The 18432-nt window shown below is 30.5% G+C and carries 12 protein-coding genes; 11 read left to right on the top strand and 1 reads right to left on the bottom strand.

The features are described from left to right. Positions 1–7: 7 nt before the first annotated feature. A complete protein-coding gene (locus H0I28_RS11390; RefSeq protein ID WP_218759184.1) occupies positions 8–2395 on the top strand; it encodes a GAF domain-containing protein in 2388 nt (795 codons plus the stop codon). Here the strand turns inward: H0I28_RS11390 and H0I28_RS11395 are convergent. Continuing rightward, positions 2392–3594, bottom strand: a complete 1203-nt coding sequence (locus H0I28_RS11395; RefSeq protein WP_218759185.1) for a Pycsar system effector family protein — start codon at positions 3592–3594, stop codon at positions 2392–2394. The two genes, H0I28_RS11390 and H0I28_RS11395, sit on opposite strands and share 4 nt — an antisense overlap. 191 nt (positions 3595–3785) lie before the next feature. On the opposite strand from H0I28_RS11395, the gene msrB reads away from it, so the two are divergent. The 10 genes from msrB to H0I28_RS11445 all read left to right on the top strand — a co-directional run bounded on the left by msrB (position 3786) and on the right by H0I28_RS11445 (position 18389). Then, positions 3786–4232: a peptide-methionine (R)-S-oxide reductase MsrB gene (gene msrB, locus H0I28_RS11400; RefSeq protein WP_218731614.1), complete on the top strand. Its 447-nt coding sequence runs from the start codon at positions 3786–3788 to the stop codon at positions 4230–4232. A gap of 111 nt (positions 4233–4343) precedes the next feature. Next, positions 4344–4880, top strand: a complete 537-nt coding sequence (gene msrA, locus H0I28_RS11405; protein ID WP_218759186.1) for a peptide-methionine (S)-S-oxide reductase MsrA — start codon at positions 4344–4346, stop codon at positions 4878–4880. 55 nt (positions 4881–4935) lie between these two features. Beyond that, a complete protein-coding gene (locus H0I28_RS11410; protein WP_218759187.1) occupies positions 4936–6342 on the top strand; it encodes an FAD-dependent oxidoreductase in 1407 nt (468 codons plus the stop codon). A 1-nt stretch (position 6343) separates the two neighbouring features. After that, complete coding sequence (locus H0I28_RS11415; protein WP_218731617.1) at positions 6344–6580, top strand: glutaredoxin domain-containing protein; 237 nt, start codon at positions 6344–6346, stop codon at positions 6578–6580. Further along, on the top strand, positions 6580–8136 hold the full coding sequence (locus H0I28_RS11420; RefSeq protein ID WP_218761736.1) for a YdiU family protein: 1557 nt from the start codon (positions 6580–6582) through the stop codon (positions 8134–8136). The genes H0I28_RS11415 and H0I28_RS11420 overlap by 1 nt, the downstream gene beginning before the upstream one ends. A 65-nt stretch (positions 8137–8201) precedes the next feature. Beyond that, the gene (locus H0I28_RS11425) at positions 8202–9146 is read left to right on the top strand and encodes an aldo/keto reductase (protein WP_218759188.1); all 945 of its coding nucleotides are present in this window, start codon (positions 8202–8204) and stop codon (positions 9144–9146) included. Then, positions 9137–9655, top strand: a complete 519-nt coding sequence (locus H0I28_RS11430) for a peptide-methionine (S)-S-oxide reductase (protein WP_218759189.1) — start codon at positions 9137–9139, stop codon at positions 9653–9655. The genes H0I28_RS11425 and H0I28_RS11430 overlap by 10 nt, the downstream gene beginning before the upstream one ends. A 12-nt stretch (positions 9656–9667) precedes the next feature. Beyond that, positions 9668–10885 carry a bifunctional alpha/beta hydrolase/OsmC family protein gene (locus H0I28_RS11435; RefSeq protein WP_218759190.1) on the top strand — a complete coding sequence of 406 codons (1218 nt, stop codon included), beginning with the start codon at positions 9668–9670 and terminating at the stop codon, positions 10883–10885. Between the two features lie 174 nt (positions 10886–11059). Continuing rightward, on the top strand, positions 11060–16087 hold the full coding sequence (locus H0I28_RS11440) for a translocation/assembly module TamB (protein ID WP_254712769.1): 5028 nt from the start codon (positions 11060–11062) through the stop codon (positions 16085–16087). Positions 16088–16094: 7 nt separating this feature from the next. After that, complete coding sequence (locus H0I28_RS11445) at positions 16095–18389, top strand: BamA/TamA family outer membrane protein (RefSeq protein WP_218759191.1); 2295 nt, start codon at positions 16095–16097, stop codon at positions 18387–18389. Positions 18390–18432 lie beyond the last annotated feature (43 nt).

Here is an 18432-nt window from a genome sequence, read left to right on the forward strand (position 1 = left end):
ATAAGGCATGAAAATTATTGAATCGAAGTTAGTAGCTGAAACGGATTTACCATTACAACTAAACGTATCTTTTAACAAGGTTTTTAACTTGTTTAAAAAGTATGCGGATATGGAGTATGCAAAACATCCATACCATAGTTCTGCTAAAAAAATGGTACAATTAATTAACAAGCATCCAGAATTAAATGATGGTTTTTCTGATTATTCTTTATTAGATAAATATAAAGAACAGATAGATCTATTACTAAACCCCTTATTTCCAGAACCTTTATTATTAAACGAAATAAAAGCAGCAAGTATCCCTTTCTCTTTTACTTCTTTTAAATTTACAAATCGTTTTGAAAACATATTAAAAAATGCAGGTGAAAACTACGAATTAAATGTTCGTAATTTTGAAGAAGATAGTATGTACATTATGGCATGTACATTTATTTTAAGTTTTGTACATGGTTTTAATGTTGATTTAAAAAGACCCTTCTATTTTGATATTCCAGATAATACAACTGGAACAATGAAATATTATAGGACCACCTTTAATGGAGATTTTTCTGATATTACAGCTACAGAAAATGCACCTAAATTAACAGAAAAAGACTTTAAAGAATTATTGAACAACTTCGATAATATAGCCTTATGGAAAGAGAAATTCCCTCCAAATAGTTATATTTTTAAAGGATTCGGACTTATTAGTTTATTTGATGTTACTTCAGAAGAAATGTTGTCTTCTATTAAAGCAAACCTATTAAAAGGCGGACAAGATTTAATACCGAAGCTTCAAAGTAACTTAAGAGATTTTTACAGCATTAGAGATTTAAAATTAGGGTATTCTATTTTTGATAACGTAAATACCAAAATTTGTGAAACGCAGGTAAATAAATCCAATAGCCTAATTTTAAACCATGGAATAGAAATAAATTGCGACTCTAGCTACTTTTGCAACACCATTATGCAAAAAGTATTTAAAGATCATGAAACTTTTATTATTTCTGATGTAGCAGATTATGGAGTAAAAACAGGTAATAATCTTTTTTCTAAAAATCTTCAAGAAAATAACATTCAGAGTATCATATTAATTCCTATTAAAGCAACAAATAATGGAGATTTAGCTTTATTAGAAATTGCTTCACCAAGAGCCTATGATTTAAACTCTGTAAACATCAATAAATTAAAAGATATTATTCCTGTTTTTGAAGCCGCTGTTAAAAGAACTTCAGAAGAGCGTCAAAACATCTTAGAAGCTACCATTCAAGAAAATTACACATCCATACATAGTTCTGTAAAATGGCGTTTTTATGAAGCTGCAGAAAAATACCATACAACTCGTCAAACCAATACCAACGCAAAATTAGATGAAATTGTATTTAATGATGTATATCCATTGTTTGGACAAAGTGACATAAAAGGATCTTCTGTTGCTAGAAATAAGGCAATTCAAGAAGATTTAACCACACAATTAACCTTAGCAATTACAGTATTAAAAGATGCTTGTAAAACAGAAAAACTCCCTATTTATAATGAGTTAATGTTTAGGGTTACTTCTTATTTAAATGATGTAAAAGAAGGGTTAAATGCAGGTGATGAAATAAATATTTTAGACTTTTTAAATAGAGAAATTTATCCTGTTTTTAATCATATTAACAAAATTAGCACAGAACTTTCTCAGAAAGTGAGTGTTTATATGAAACGTTTAGATAAAAATCTAAATGTAGTGTATGAAAAAAGGAAAGAATACGAGAATAGTGTTACACTTTTAAATGATAAACTGGCACAGTTCTTAGACAACAAACAAAAGCAAGCGCAAGAAATGTTTCCTCATTATTTTGAGCGATACAAAACAGATGGTGTAGAATACAACATGTACATTGGACAGGCTATTACAAAAAAGAAAAAGTTTGATGACCTGTATTTGTACAACCTTCGTTTATGGCAACTGCAAACCACTTATGAAATGGAAAACTTAGCATTTTATGAGCGTAAAAATATGCAACATGATTTACAAGTTGCTTCCTTAATTCTAGTTCATAGCAATGCAATGGCTATTAAATTTAGAATGGATGAAAAGCAGTTTGATGTAGACGGTGCTTACAATATTAGGTACGAAATTATAAAAAAGAGAATTGACAAAGCAAACATAAAAGGAACTGATGAACGATTAACAGTTCCTAGTAAAATTGCCATTGTATACTCTCAAGACAAAGATGCTCTAGAATACATTAAATATATTAACTATTTACAATCTAAAAATCAATTAGGAAAAATTGAATTTTTAGAATTAGAAGATTTACAAGGCGCATCTGGTTTAAAAGCATTGCGTGTAGAAGTTATATATCAAACAAGTTTTGATGAAAACAAAACAATTACTTTTAATGATTTGATAAAAGAAATTGAAGCTTAAACAGCTATTTCTAAACTATAAAAAGAAATTGCAAAAGCCAATACACTTACAATAATACCAATCATAAAAACGGTATACGTAATTCTTAATATTTTATATTTTCTATTTAAAACCAAGCCTAAAAAATACAGATCTTTGGTTAAAGAGCCATACAAATAATCTCTATCTTGCATCATCTCTTGAATTCCCCATTCAAAATCTGGTAATTTCATTTGATGAAAATTCCCAAAAAATAATAAATTCACTTTTTTATTAGCAACATCTACCTTTGTAAATTTTCCTTCGGTAACATTTGGTCTTGTCGCTAAAATGGATAATATGATAGAAGCAACTGTAAAAACAACAAATATTACAGTAGGTATTATTAAGAAACTATTAGAAGGTTTGTCTAATTTTGGTATTAAATTAGACATTGCTAAAGAAACGATAATAGCATTCACAGAAAGTAAAATATTGGCTTTTGTATCTGCAATATTACTTAACGTCATGTGATTTTTTAAAGCAACCCTAAACATGGTTTCTACGCCTCTTTCTGGAACTTCACTTTTATTTTGTTTAATTTCTAGAGCTTCTTCTTTCTGCTTAAACTTTGCTAAATTTTCTTTTATTTTATGTTGATTTTTCAATAATTTAGAGATATTCTTGTCTTTTCCTTTGCTCCATTTTTTTAAAGCATAAGCGGTATAATAATTATGACCTTTAGTTAAAAACTCTATATTAATCTCAATCCATTCTGTATCAGAAAACTTTTTATTCTCTGTACTTTCCCATTCTTTTCTTAATAATTCTAACTTGTTTTCAAAGTTTTTACTTCCTAAATGCGCACAATCTGCATCCATTATAATCTGTTCTAATTCATTATCAGATTGATTTCCCATTTTAGTCGCTAAAATCAATTTAGAGATTACCGCTATTCTTCCAGCATCAACATTATTTTCATTTAAAAAATTGGTAGCTATTTTTACACTTTCAGATTCATGATTTTTTGCATCTTCTATAAATCCGGTGTCATGAAACAAGGCTGCGAGCTGTAAATTTTCTTTAGAAATTGCATCTATATTTAAGTTTTCTGCAAGTTCTGTAGTATAAGCAACCACATCTTGTGTATGTGTAATATTATGATATACATAAACAGCATCTAACTCCTTATTTAATAAATTAAAAACATATTTTTCTGCATCTAAAACTAATGTGTTCATTGTAAAATTATTTTATAAATAAATAGGAAGAAATGATCATTTGCTCTACCACTTTATTAATATTGGTCGTAAATTTATGTTTTGCTTTCAACAGCTTACAAATTAACAATTATTTGTAATGTAACAAGTGTTTTTACGTCTAAAAAAACTATTAACATTATAGTACTAATTTAAAAAGAAAAGAAACAAATATGCTTACTTGGAAAGAAATTATCAACTTTAGTGTAAAAGGAAATCCGACTCCAGATAAAAGAGTAGAGAAATCCGAAAAAGAATGGAGAGCTCAATTAACTGCAGAACAATTTAGAATTACAAGACAAAAAGGTACAGAAAGACCACATACAGGCGATTTGTGTAGTATTTATGATGAAGGCCAGTACAACTGTGTTTGTTGTAACACGCCGTTATTCGACTCTACCATAAAGTTCGACTCTAGTTCTGGATGGCCAAGTTTTACGCAACCTATTAAAGAAAATGCCATAAAATATCATAAAGATGTTTCTTTTGGTATGGTTCGGGTTGAAGTGATGTGCAATACTTGCGATGGACATTTAGGACACGTTTTTCCTGATGGACCAGAACCAAGCGGATTACGTTATTGTATAAACTCTGAATCGATGGTTATTGATAAAAAATAATTTAATTTAAAAAAAGTCAAATGTCATTCCGAACGAGGAACGAGGAGGAAATCTTATTATTTTTTAGAGATTACTTCTTCATTTTTCCTCTTAATGACAAAGAAAATATAAATGAATAAAAATTTACAAGTTGCTACTTTAGGAGGTGGCTGTTTTTGGTGTACAGAAGCTGTGTTTCAAGAAGTAAAAGGTGTAGAAAAGGTAGTTTCTGGTTATGCAGGTGGTAACGTTCCTGGAGAACCAACCTACAGAGAAATTTGCTCTGGCTTAACAGGACATGCAGAAGTAATTCAAATAACGTATGATGCAAATGTAATTTCGTATGAAGATATTTTAGTTATTTTTATGACAACGCACGATCCTACAACCTTAAATCAACAAGGAGCAGATAGAGGAACTCAATATAGATCTGTGGTTTTTTATCATGATGAAAATCAACAAAAAATAGCTTCGGAAGTTTTAAAACAGATTCAAGATTATTATAATGACAAGATAGTAACTGAGTTAAGTGCTTTACCTATTTTTTATAAAGCAACGGAAGAACATCAAAATTATTATAGAGAAAATACACAACAAGGGTATTGTAGTTTTGTTATTGAGCCAAAATTAGCTAAATTGAGAAAATTACATGCAGATAAATTAAACTAATAAAATAGGTTTTAGATAGTAGTTAATCTAAAGCCTATTTATAATCAATAAAAAAATGACTGAAATTTTACTATACGGCGCAGATTGGTGTCCAGATTGCAGAAGAGCAAAAACGTATTTAAAAGAAAACAACATAGATTTTACTTTTGTGGATGTAGATTTAGATAAGGAAGCAACTGCAAAAGTAGAAGCTATTAACAACGGTAAACGTATTATTCCTACACTTATAATTAGAGAAAAATCATACACAAACCCTAACAACGTAGAATTAGCTTCAGTTTTAGGAATCAACGAAGTTGGTAACGTTCAGTTATTTGGTGCAGATTGGTGTCCAGATTGTAGAAGAGCAAAAAGCTTTTTAACAGATAATGGTATCAATTTCGATTTTATTGATGTAGATCAATACGATTGGGCAACAAAAAAAGTAGAAGAAATTAACAACGGAAAACGTATTATTCCTACGGTTTTAATTGATGATGTACCATACACAAACCCAGATAATGTAAAATTAACAGAACTTCTTTCTATCAATGTAGAAAAAGAACATAAAGTTTTTGACACCATTATTATTGGTGGTGGTGCTGCTGGTTTAACAACATCTATTTATGCGCAAAGAGATCGTTTTGATACGTTAATTTTAGAAAAATCCACCATTGGTGGAAACGCCTTTTTAACAGAAAAAATTGAAAACTACCCTGGTTTTACCTCTATTTCTGGTCCAAAATTAATGGAAAAGATGGAAGATCAAGCCAAAACCTACGGAGCTATTATTAAAACGGGAGAAGAAGTTGTTGGTATTGAAAAAAAGGATAATTTATTTTCAATAGAAACAAAAGGAACTACCTATTTAGGAAAGTCTGTTGTTTTATCAACAGGTTCTACGTACAGAAAATTAGGCATCCCTAATGAAGAAGAATTAATTGGTTCTGGTATCCATTTTTGTGCAACCTGCGACGGTGCTTTTTATAGAGATAAAGATATTATTGTAATTGGTGGTGGAAATTCTGCCTTAGAAGAAGGTATCTTTTTAGCTGGTTTTTGTAAAAGTGTAAAAATAGTACATCGTTCAGAAAACTTTTCTGCATCAGAAACCTATGTAGAAAAACTAGCAAGTATCGATAATATTTCTACGTATATGAATAAAACATCTTTAGAATTTATTTCTGATGAAAAAGAATTATTTAAAGCATTAAAAGTAAAAGACAATGCTACAAACGAAGAGTCTTTATTAGAAGCAGATGGTGTCTTTATTTTTATCGGATTGATACCAAACACACAATCTTTTAAAGGAATTGTAGCTTTAGACAAAAGAGGATTTATACAAACTACAGCATTGGCTCAAACTTCTGTTGATGGAATTTTTGCTGCCGGAGATTGTAGAGAAGGCGCAATTGCACAAGTAGCAGCAGCAACTGGTGAGGGCGTTTTAGCTAGTTACGGAATTAGAAGTTTTTTAAAATAAGATGATTAAATTATTTGGCACAGAAAGATGCCATAAAACTCAATATTATAAAACATTTTTAGAAACGCGTAATTTAGATTACGCGTTTTTAGATATAGAAAAGTCTGCAGAAAATGCAGAGGAATTACGTAACTTGTATGAAAATAGAAAACTAAATTTTCCTACAATTACGATTAACAATAAAAAGTTAAGAAATCCTTCTGATAAAGACCTTCTAAAATGGATAGATACAATATGATGAACCTAAACATAAAAGACACTTTTACGGCAGAATTACCTTCGGATGTTAACTTGGAAAACTCAAGAAGACAAGTAGAAAATGCTGCTTTTTCTTATGCAAATCCAAAGAAAACTGCAAAACCAGAAGTATTACACGTTTCACAAGAAATGGTTACTGAATTAGGTATTTCTGAAGAAGATGTAAAATCAGAGTTTTTTAAAAACATTCTAACCGGTAACGAAATTTATCCGAATACAAGACCGTATGCTATGTGTTATGCAGGACATCAATTTGGTAATTGGGCAGGACAATTAGGCGACGGAAGAGCTATTAATTTGTTTGAAGTTGAACACCATACTAAAAACTGGAAAGTACAATTAAAAGGAGCTGGCGAAACGCCGTATTCTAGAACTGCAGATGGTTTAGCAGTTTTACGATCATCCGTTAGAGAATATTTGTGTGCCGAAGCAATGTTCCATTTAAACGTGCCAACCACAAGATCTTTGTCTTTAAGTTTGTCTGGCGATTCAGTAATGCGAGATGTTTTATATGATGGAAATCCGGCTTATGAAAAAGGTGCCATTGTTTCTAGAATTTCTCCTTCGTTTTTACGTTTTGGTAGTTTCGAAATTTTTGCCGCTAGAAAAGATCTTAAAAACTTAAAAGGTTTAATGGATTATACCATTAAACATCATTTTGCGCATCTAGGAAAACCATCCAAAGAAAATTATATTCAGTTTTTTAAGGAAGTTTCAGAACGTACTTTAGCCATGATTATTCATTGGCAACGTGTTGGTTTTGTTCACGGAGTCATGAACACAGATAACATGTCTATCCTTGGTTTAACCATAGATTTTGGACCTTATGGTTGGCTAGAAGGGTTCGATTTTGGCTGGACTCCGAACACAACCGACAGTCAGCATAAACGATATAGATACGGAAATCAACCAAATATTGGTTTGTGGAATTTGTATCAATTAGCCAATGCGTTGTATCCAATAATTGAAGAAGTAGATCCTTTAAATGCTATTTTAGAGCAATATAAAATCGATTTTGAAATACAATCTTTACAGATGATGAAATCGAAGTTAGGCTTGGTTTCTTCGGATGAAGACGATTTAAAATTGATACAAGAATTAGAAGATAATTTACAATTGGTAGAAACAGACATGACTATTTTCTTTAGAAATTTAAGTAATTTTACGGAGGAAAAATCAGGTTTCAAATTGGTAGAAAATGCTTTTTACGATTTAGAAAACATTTCTAAAGAAGTAGAGAACAGATGGAATACTTGGTTTAAAAAATATGCGGATAGACTTGCTATAGAACGAATTTCATCCGAAGAAAGAAAAGAACAAATGGATTTGGTAAATCCTAAATATGTGCTTAGAAATTATATGTCTCAACTAGCAATTGATGAAGCAGATAAAGGAAATTACGCTTTAATTGATGAATTATTTCAACTCTTGAAAAATCCATACGCAGAACAACCAGAGAACGAAAAATGGTTTGCAAAAAGACCAGAATGGGCAAGAAATAAAGTAGGTTGTTCTATGTTATCTTGTAGTTCATAAAAAAAGTATCTAATAAAAGACCTTTCAGGTTTCTAAAACCTGAAGGGTCTAAAAAAATTAAAAACATGCAATTAGGATTAGGAACAGCCGCTTTAGGAAGACCACAATATATTAATGTTCGTACAGAAAACTGTGACAACTCCAACTTAGCGGAATTTAGAAAACAAAGTTTTAACGTTTTAGAAAAAGCATATAATTTAGGAATTCGTTATTTTGATACGGCTCCAGGTTATGGTTTGGCAGAAGAATTAGTCTTAGAATGGGTTCAGACTAAAAACGACAACACTATTGAAATTGCCACAAAATGGGGATATACGTACACCGCAAATTTTGATGCGAATGCAACAGTTCACGAAGTAAAAGAACATAGTTTATCTAAATTAAAAGAACAATGGAATTTTTCTAAACAGCTTCTACCCTACTTAAAAGTATATCAAATTCATTCTGCAACTTTAGAAACCGGTGTTTTAGAAAATGTAGAAGTTTTAGAACAATTGGCTTTCTTAAAAAAGGAACACAACCTAAAAATAGGATTGACAACAACAGGAACCAACCAAGTTGAAATCATTAAAAAAGCTTTAAATGTTTTGGTTGATGGAGACCCCGTTTTTGATTTATTTCAGGTTACCTTTAATTTTTTAGATCAAAGTTTAATAGAAATTTCAGGGAAATTAGTTAGTCAAAATAAATCGATTGTAATTAAAGAAGCTTTGGCAAATGGAAGAGTTTTTAAGAATGAAAGCTATCCTCATTATGCTAAAATGTATACTACTTTAGAAAACTTAGCTAAAAAACACAACGTAGGTGTAGATGCTATTTCTCTAAAATATTGCGAGCAAACAATTCCAGGAAGTATTGTTTTAAGTGGGGCAAGTTCTATTGATCAATTGAAACAGAATTTAGAAATGAATTCTTTCACCTTATCTGCTGATGAAATTGAAACTTTAAATTCTTTAAAAGTTTCTCCTGATGCATACTGGACAGAAAGAAAGCAATTGGAATGGAATTAACCAAAGTTGCTTTTGGTGGTGGTTGTCATTGGTGTACAGAAGCAGTTTTTCAGACTTTAATTGGTGTAGAATTAGTAGAACAAGGTTGGGTTGCATCCATAGAAAAGAATAATACGTTTTCTGAAGCGGTTATTGTGTATTTTAATACTGATAAAATCAATTTAAAAACATTGATTGAAATTCATTTATTAACGCATAAAAGCACAAGTAATCATTCTATGAGAACGAAATATCGTTCTGCTATTTATTATTTTTCTAGTCAACAAAAAGAAGATAGCTTAAAAATAATTGAAGAATTACAAGTCAATTTTAAAGGTGAAATTATTACAAAAGCATTAACGTTTAAAGAGTTTAAACCGAATACAGAAGAATTTCAGAATTATTATCAATCAAACCCTGATAAACCTTTTTGTCAAAATTACATCAACCCTAAATTGATATTTTTATTACAACAATTCTCGGAAAAGATAGACAAACGTAAAGTTGCTCACCTTATTCCGACTACCTAAAAAACAAAAAAAATGAATACTGTTAGATTAGAAATTGAAAATAAAAAAGGCTTAAAATTACAAGCATATTTAGAATTACCTGCCAATGAAAAACCGAATCAATTTGCCATTTTTGCACATTGTTTTTCTTGCAACAGTAATTTTAACGCAGTAAAAAACATCAGTCGTTCTTTGTCTAATCATGGTTTTGGTGTTTTACGTTTCGATTTTACAGGACTAGGAAGAAGTGAAGGCGAATTTGCTGAAAGTCACTTTTCTGCCAACGTAGAAGATTTGTTAGCGGTTAATGCTTTTTTAGAAAAAAACTACAAAGCACCTTCATTATTAGTTGGTCATTCTTTGGGAGGAGCTGCAGTTATTGTTGCAGCATCAAAATTAGAAAACATAAAAGCGGTTGCCACTGTTGGCGCTCCTGCAACTGTTGGACATGTAACTCACTTATTTTCTCATGGAACAGCAGAAATTCCAGAAAAAGGAGATATAGAAGTAAAAATTGGAGGTCGTCCTTTTAAAATAAACCAAGATTTTGTAAACGATTTTAGTAAAACAGATTTACCTAAAATTATTAAAAATTTACGCAAACCAATCTTGGTAATGCACGCTCCTTTTGATACCGTGGTTGGTATAGAAAATGCTGAGAAAATTTATCACAATGCAATGCATCCAAAAAGTTTTGTAAGCTTAGATGGTGCAGATCATTTATTATCAAAATCAAAAGATAGCATTTATGTTGGTAATATGATTGGTACTTGGGTAGAACGTTATTTTGAGTCTGAAGAGAACAATATGATTTCTACCGAAGGTGAACAGTTGGTTGGACATTTAAACTTATTAGAAGACAATTTTACAACTTCTATTCAGACTAAAAAACATGCTTTTATTGCTGATGAACCTGCAAATGTTGGTGGTGATGATTTTGGTCCTTCTCCCTATGATTTTTTAAGTGCAGGTTTGGCTGCTTGTACTGTAATGACTTTAAAAATGTATGCAGAGCGTAAAAAGTGGGATTTACAAGAAGTCTTTGTATATATTACCTATTCTAAAAAACATAGTGACGATTTAGAGATTGCTGTAGATAAACCAACTCGTTTTGATCATTTAAAGAAGAAATTAAAGTTTGTTGGCAATCTAGACGAAAAACAAACGCAACGTTTAAAAGAAATTGCAGCAAAATGTCCTGTTCACAAAACGTTACAAAGTGACATTATTATAGAAACAGAAATCGTCTAATTTAAACGCTTAGAACATCAATCTTACTTAAATACAGAAAAAACTTTTTTTAAATCAGGTTTATTAAAACATGAAATCGTTCAGTTTTAGCAAAAGAGTCAAAAATTTATGATATTAGGACAATTTGAATAAAATTAGCAAGTTACATTTGCATAACTAAAATTGTCAGTTATAGTGTCTAAAAAAATAAAGAATAAAAAATATCGATTTTTAAGAAGATTCTTACGAGTTTTTTTAGGACTAATCATTCTTGTTAGTTTTTTAATACTTTTTATTAGAAGCCCTTGGGGACAAAGTGTTATTGTTGATAAGGCAGTAAACTATGTTACCGATAAAACAAACACTAAAATTACTGTAGACAAGCTATTTTTAACCTTTAAAGGTGGTTTGCAATTAGAAGGCTTGTATGTGGAAGACACCAAAGGAGACACGTTGGTATACTCTAAATCGTTAGAAGCAAACCTACCTCTTTGGGGAATGATTAAAGGAGGTGCCGTTGGTGTAGACAATTTAGAATGGAGTGGTTTACGTGCCAATATTATAAGAAAAGACAGTCTTTCTGGGTATAACTTTCAGTTTTTAATAGATGCATTTGCATCAGAAGAACAAACTCCTGTTGTTGAAGAAACAACCTCAGAGCCTGTAGATATTGTTCTTAGAAATATTGATTTATCAAATATTAATGTTGTTTTTAAAGATGATGTAATAGGAATTGACAGTCATTTTAAAGTTGGAAATCTAACTGCCAATATGGATAAAGTTGATTTGCAAAAAATGATTTTTAATGCTGATAAAATTTCTCTTTCTGATACAAATATTAAACTTATTCAAAAGCCTGTAATTTCAAATACGCCAACTACAGAAAGTGTTTTACCCACTTTATCTGTAAATAAGCTTTCTCTTAAAAAGGTTGAAGCTTATTTTGAAAACCCACAAGATCAATTAATTGCCGATGTAAGGGTTGCTGATTTTTATACAGAAATCCCTGAAATTAATTTATCTACAAACAAAATAAATCTTACCACACTTCAACTTAAAAGTTCTGATGTTCTCTTAAAAACAGTTTCAACAAATACTGCAACCGTTAAAGAAACATCAAACAGTGATATCGCATTTAACTGGCCAGATTTTGAAGTACAAGTAAATGATATCAATTTAGAAAACAATAAGATTCAGTATTTTGTAAATAATGAAAAAGTGGTTCAAAATGTGTTCAATCCGAATGCACTTGTTTTAGAAGATGTAACCTTAAAAGCATCTGATATTTTCTTAAAAGACCAAAAAGCAAATTTGAAATTAAGTGCTTTAAATTTTAAAGAAAAATCTGGATTTAGATTGAGGGAACTCGCACTAAATGCGGAAATAACAGATACAGAATTAAAAGTTTCAGACCTTAAAATCTCATTCAAAAAAAGTATGATTGCTGGTTTTGCAAATGCGAATTATAAATCACTTTCTCAATTCATTTCATCACCAGAAAACACAAAAATTAACATAGGCATTCCGTCATTCTCACTCTTTTTAGATGAACTTTTTACGTTTCAACCGAGTTTAAAACAAAATGAATATGTAACCAAATTAAGTAAAAAAGAACTTTTTGGTGAAGTAAATATAAATGGAGTTTTAGCTGATTTAAATATTGCCAACACCAACCTTAATTGGGGTAATTACACTAAAATATCTTTAGATGGAAACATAAAAAACAGTACAAACCTAGATAAGTTACAACTAAACATTCCTAATTTTGAAGCAAAGACAAAACGAAATGATCTTTTACAAATTGTAGACGAAAAAGCATTAGGCATTCATTTACCGGAAGATATTTTAATAACGAGTAATGCAAAAGGTACTTTAAGCAACATCGTTACAAATACTAAAATAAATACATCACAAGGTATTGCAACAATTAAAGGAAACTTTAAAAACGAAGCAAAAATTAGCTACAATACGGATATAAAAATTGAAAACTATAATGTTGGTACCCTTTTAATGAATCCTAATTTTGGTGAATTAAGTGTTCAATTAAAATCGGAAGGAAGCGGTAAAAGTATTCAGGATTTAGATGCCACGCTACAAACTACCATTTCTAAATTTCAGTTAGAAAAGTATGAAATAAGAGACTTACAAATAGAAGGAGATTTTAAAAATAGTATCGGAAAAATTACCTCAACATATAAAGATAAAAATGTAAACTTAGATTTATTAGCTAATGTAGCGTTAGACTCTATAAACACCAAAGCAACTGTTAATTTAAATCTAATTGGTGCAGATTTAGAAGCACTTGGTATTATGCAGCGTAAGGTAAAAACGGGTATGGAACTTTCTTTAGACTTTAAAGGAAACCCTAAAAAATACACTTTAAAAAGTAACATAAAAAATGGTGTAGCCGTCTATAATAACAGAACGTTTTTAGTAGGAGACTTTGCTGTTAATGCCTTTGTAGATAAAGATACAACGGCTGTTTCTATCAAAAATAAAATGATTGATTTAAATTTAGAATCAAACACAGATCCACAAACTTTTAGTAACGCTTTGCAACGTCATGTTGCTAGTTATTTTTATAGAGATGTTACGGTTTCCGACACCGTTAAAAGTCCAGTAAATTTAAAATTAAAAGCTAAAATTTCTCAAACGCCACTTTTAAGAGATGTCTTCTTGGTTAATTTAAAAGATTTAGACACTATAAATATTGATGTCGATTTTAAAGAGAAAAAACGAAAACTAACTGCCAATATTACGGCTCCTCACATTAATTTTAGCGATAATGAATTAGACAGTTTATCTTTTTCTATGCTTACAGATAATGAAGATTTCAATTTTAATTTAGGTTTTAAAGAAATTAAAGCAGGACCTTTAAATGTACCAAAAACTGTTATTACAGGAATTCAACAAAACAACGAATTGTCCCTTAATTTTTTAGGTTTCTATGACGGAGAGAAATTAATGAATGTAAACTCAAAAATTACTGGAAACAGCGATAAATTAAAGTTTACCATAGATCAAGATAGTTTGTTATTGAATAGTAATAAATGGAAAATTCCGAAAACAAATGCCGTTGTATTTGAAAATAATAAACTCACATTCTCTGATTTTAAAATCAGTAAAAACAATCAATCTATAGAAATTACAGATAAAATATCCCGTATAGCAGGAGATCACATCGGCTTAAATTATAAAAATTTTGAAATAAATGAAGTTTTTAATTATTTAAGTCCAGAAAAAGAGATTGCAGCAGGAACTTTAAATGGTGATTTTATTTTAGAGCAACCTTTTGGTGATACAGGTATTATTGCAAATTTAAGTATTAATGAATTACAAGTATTAAAAACAGCTTTTGGTACCTTAAGTTTAGATGCCAAATCTTTAGAAAATGGTAAATATGATTTTAATGCTAGCTTAAAAGAAGGGGCCATAGACTTAGATTTAAAAGGAGATTATTTTGTAGATAATAATGATGCTAACTTAAATTTAGATTTACTCATTAACAACTTTAAAATGCAAGCTTTAAACACACTGTCTTTGGGGGAAATTAAAGAAACTTCTGGTAGTCTCTCAGGAAATTTTAAAGTAACAGGCACAACATCAGATCCAAAATATAAAGGAAACTTAGATTTTACAAATGCAGCTTTTAAAGTGACCAAACTAAACGCAAAATTTAACTTACAGAACGAAACTTTAAGTGTAGATAACAGCGGTTTATCTCTCTCTAACTTCACCATTTTAGATGGCGAAAAAAATGCTTTAGTTGTTTCCGGAACCGTTAAAACCAAGAGCTTTGTAAACCCTACCTTTAATTTAGACATTAAAGCCAATAAATTTAGAGTGCTAAACGCCACCAAAGAAGACAATGAATCTTTGTACGGAAAAGTTTCTTTTAATGTTGATGCAAAATTAACGGGAGATTTACAGGTTCCTAAATTAAACGCCAAATTAGTGGTGGGTTCAGATACAGATGTTACCTATGTATTACCTTCTAGCTATGCAAATATAGAAGAAAGAGAAGGAGTTGTTGCTTTTGTTAATAGAGAAAATCCGGATGCAATTTTAACTCAAAACGAAGAACAAACTGCTATAATTACAGGCTTTGATTTAAAAGCGCTCTTAAAAATTGATAAAGAAGCTGCCGTAAAAGTTATCATAGATAAAGAAACTGGCGACAATTTTAAGATTTCTGGTGATGGTGATTTTGTTTTATTAATGGATCCTAATGGTCGTTTAACTTTAACAGGTGCTTATGAAGTTGCTAGCGGACATTACGAACTTAACTTATACAATGTTGTAGATAGAAAATTTGTTTTAGTTCCTGGAAGTAGAATTTCTTGGGCAGGAGACCCGTTAGATGCTAAATTAGACATCCGTACAAGTTACACCTTAAAAACCTCTGCCTCTACCTTAATGGCTTCTCAAATTTCAGGAGAAGATTCAGCAACCAAAAATAAATACAAACAAGTATTGCCATTTAATGTGTATTTAAATATTGATGGAGAATTGTTACAGCCAAAAATATCTTTTAATTTAGACATGCCAGAAGACCAACAAGGCGCCATTAGCGGTCAGGTTTATGAACGTGTGCAACAAGTAAACCAACAAGAAGACGAATTAAACAGGCAAGTTTTTTCTTTATTAGTTTTAAATAGGTTTTATCCAGATGCTGGTAGCGATGGTAGTTCTGGTGGTTTTGCAACAATTGCTAAAAACAATTTAAATGATGCTGTTTCTGGACAATTAAATTCTTTTTCTGATAAGATTCTTGGAGGTTCTGGTATTGAATTAGATTTTGGTTTAAATAGTTTTACAGATTACCAAGGAGACGCACCAACCGATAGAACACAATTGGATGTTGCTGCTCAGAAGAAATTATTTAACGATCGTTTAACCGTAAGAGTTGGTAGCGAAGTAGACATACAAGGTAGCAGTTCTACGGAAGAAAAATCGCCTTTAATTGGTAATGTGAGTTTAGAATATAAAATTACAGAAGATGGCAGATACCGTGTTAGAGGTTTTAGAAAAAGTGAATTTGAAAATGTCATAGACGGTCAAACCATTGTAAGTGGAATTGCATTAATTTTCACCAAAGAGTTTAATGAGTTTCATCAACTTTGGGATTCTATTTTGAGTGCTAATAAAGATAGTGAAACCACAAAGGAAACGGATGATCTAAAAACAACAAATAATACTGAAAATTCAGAAAATAAAAAGTAAATAAATTTTGAAAACACCCTATACAAAACAGCTTTTTTTAATAGTACTATTCGTTTTTATTTACGGTTGTGGTATAAAAAAACACATTCCAGAAGGCAAGCGTTTGTATACGGGCGCTAGCATTGTTATTAAAGCCGATTCTACCGTAGAAAAAGTAAAAGAACTACAAGACGATTTGGTTACTGTATTAAGTCCAAAACCCAATACAAGGCTACTAGGAATGCATCTAGGGCTGTATTATTACTATAAAAATCAGCAAGAAAACCCTGGTTTTTTAAGTAGGTGGTTGTATAAAAAAATCGGACAAAAACCAGTCTATCAATCAGACATAAACGTTTTAGAAAATGAAAACCTTTTACGAAACAAACTAGAAAATTATGGGTTTTTCTATAGCACCATTGCTCCTAATTTTAAAGAAAAGAAAAAAGAAGCAGCTATTGTCTATAATTTAAAAGTTCCTGCTCCTTATAAAATGGCTACCTACAAAATAGATAGTATGGTTTCGCCAATTTATAACGAGATAAAAAGATTGACCACAAAATCTCCATTTCAGAAAAATAAACGTTTCGATTTAGGGAGTTTAAAGTTAGAAAGGCTGCGTTTAGATACAGAATTAAAAAATAACGGATATTATAATTTTAATCCAGATTTTTTACTCTTTGAAGCAGATACCAATCAATATAAAAGCAATAGTAAAAAATTCGATTTGTTTTTAAAGTTGAAAGCAAAAGTTCCAAAAAAATCGACTGTTCCGTATCAAATCACGAACATCAATGTTTTTCCTAATTATAATTTAAATGATTCTACAGCTGTAAAAAGCATACGTTTCCAAGGCAAAAACTATCACCAAGATTCTGTTTATTTTAAACCTAAATATTTAGATGAATTTATCACTTTAAAAGAAGGAGAACGTTTTAACCCATCAACCTCTAAAAATACTGCTAGAAGACTTTCTTCTATTGGTGTCTATAAGTTTGTAAACATTCAATATAAAGAATTAAAAGACTCTACAACAGACACAATTGGTAGTTTAGAGGCCAATATTTTTTTATCACCATTAACAAAACGCGCCATACGTGCAGAACTGCAAGCCGTTACAAAATCTAATAATTTTGCGGGGCCAGAATTGTCTTTAACCTATAGCAATAGAAACTTATTTAAAGGAGGTGAAACATTAAACATTAGTACAAATATTGGGTACGAAACACAAATTACTAGTGGTACTTCTGGTTTAAGTAGTTTAGAATTAGGCCTAAAAAGTGAACTTATTTTCCCAAGAGTTATTACTCCCTTTAAGATTAATAAAGATTATTTTGACTACTCTACTCCTAAAACTAAAACCAGCCTAAGCGCCACCTATTTAAATAGAAGTCAGCTGTATACACTTTTATCGGGTACTGGTATTTTTGGGTACACATGGAATGCAAATAAATACATTACATATGAGTTTAACCCTATTTCTATAAATTATACACGTTTATCGAATACTACAGAAGAGTTTCAAGAAATTTTAGACGATAATTCATTTTTACAGAGCAGTTTTGATCAGCAATTTATAAGCGGACTTACTTTTTCATTTATTTATAATGAAATGTTAAACGCATCAAAAAAACATCAATTCTTCTTACAAACTACACTAGATGTTGCTGGTAATTCTATTAGTCTATTTGATAAAAAAACAGCTGAAACAAATACTTTTTTAGGCTTGGAATACGCACAATATGCAAAAGCAGATATTGATTTAAGGTATCATTATAATTTTGGTTCTAAAAAAGAGCAAACAATTGCCACACGATTCTTTGCTGGATATGGCTATGCTTACGGAAATTCTGATGTAATACCATTTGTAAAACAATATTATGCAGGTGGACCTTATAGTGTAAGAGCTTTTAATATTAGATCTTTAGGACCTGGAACTTATAATGATGAAACTTCAGAAAGTACAAGCTCTTTCTTTGATAAAACAGGAAATGTTCGTTTAGAAGCAAATTTAGAATATCGTTTTCCTATTTACTCTATTTTAAAAGGAGCGGTGTTTGCAGATGCAGGTAATGTTTGGAATACCGTTTCAAATTCAGATTTTAATGATACGGATGGTAATGTTAGAGATAAGTTTACGTCAAACTTTATAAATGAATTAGGTATGGGAGCAGGTTTTGGTTTGCGAGTAGATGTACAGGGTTTTGTAATCCGTTTTGATTTGGCAGCGCCTTTTCATGACCCTTCCTTAGAAGAAGGAAAACGTTGGGATTTTAGAGCAGACGAACCTGTATTTAACTTTGCTATTGGTTATTCTTTTTAAGTTAATATTGTTTTTTACAAAGACAAAAATGTTCCCTATTTTT

The organism is Polaribacter sp. AHE13PA, assembly GCF_019278505.1.
Taxonomy (GTDB): domain Bacteria; phylum Bacteroidota; class Bacteroidia; order Flavobacteriales; family Flavobacteriaceae; genus Polaribacter.

Excerpts from the sequence above, each read along its gene's own strand:
- H0I28_RS11395 (WP_218759185.1), bottom strand. The coding sequence starts at position 3,594 with ATGAACACATTAGTTTTAGATGCAGAAAAATATGTTTTTAATTTATTA.
- H0I28_RS11420 (WP_218761736.1), top strand. The coding sequence starts at position 6,580 with ATGAACCTAAACATAAAAGACACTTTTACGGCAGAATTACCTTCGGAT.
- H0I28_RS11435 (WP_218759190.1), top strand. The coding sequence starts at position 9,668 with ATGAATACTGTTAGATTAGAAATTGAAAATAAAAAAGGCTTAAAATTA.
- H0I28_RS11425 (WP_218759188.1), top strand. The coding sequence starts at position 8,202 with ATGCAATTAGGATTAGGAACAGCCGCTTTAGGAAGACCACAATATATT.
- H0I28_RS11430 (WP_218759189.1), top strand. The coding sequence starts at position 9,137 with ATGGAATTAACCAAAGTTGCTTTTGGTGGTGGTTGTCATTGGTGTACA.
- H0I28_RS11415 (WP_218731617.1), top strand. The coding sequence starts at position 6,344 with ATGATTAAATTATTTGGCACAGAAAGATGCCATAAAACTCAATATTAT.
- H0I28_RS11390 (WP_218759184.1), top strand. The coding sequence starts at position 8 with ATGAAAATTATTGAATCGAAGTTAGTAGCTGAAACGGATTTACCATTA.
- msrA (WP_218759186.1), top strand. The coding sequence starts at position 4,344 with ATGAATAAAAATTTACAAGTTGCTACTTTAGGAGGTGGCTGTTTTTGG.
- H0I28_RS11410 (WP_218759187.1), top strand. The coding sequence starts at position 4,936 with ATGACTGAAATTTTACTATACGGCGCAGATTGGTGTCCAGATTGCAGA.
- msrB (WP_218731614.1), top strand. The coding sequence starts at position 3,786 with ATGCTTACTTGGAAAGAAATTATCAACTTTAGTGTAAAAGGAAATCCG.